At 41.8% G+C, this 440-nt stretch carries 1 protein-coding gene; it reads left to right on the top strand.

Translation table 11 applies throughout. The features are described 5' to 3' along the window. Positions 1 to 440 (top strand): PHP domain-containing protein (locus C1I95_RS37495; RefSeq protein WP_499878004.1); only part of this gene is annotated, 440 nt, incomplete at both ends.

Genomic DNA, 440 nt, shown 5'->3' on the forward strand with positions numbered 1-440 from the left:
CTAAATACGTGGCCGAAATTGAACGTTTGAAAAAAGCGACGGGCAAACGAGTTCATAAAGGAATTGAAATCGGGATGTCAGCCGGACAAGCAGATAAGATTAAAGACTATTTAGCCCACCATACGTTCGATATTAAGTTACTAAGTTTCCATCAAGATGGTACGAAAGACTTTGGAAGTGACATTGTCTCGCACTTAGATCCGCTCCAAGTGACGGATCAGTATTACCAGTTGATGTGGAAGGGAATCAACGAATTCCATGACGCCGATGTGTTAGCTCACTTCGATTATGGGGTACGGAGATTAAGTTTGACGTCTGGTCAATTCTCGACTACGGCCGGAGTCTTGCTCACTAACATCTTCAAAGTTGCCATTCAAAATAACTTGGCCTTTGAATTGAACACCAAGAGCATATACAAATACCACAACATTGGTTTGTAT

The sequence above is a fragment of the Micromonospora craterilacus genome (assembly GCF_003236315.1).
In the GTDB taxonomy this organism is placed as follows: domain Bacteria; phylum Actinomycetota; class Actinomycetes; order Mycobacteriales; family Micromonosporaceae; genus Micromonospora; species Micromonospora craterilacus.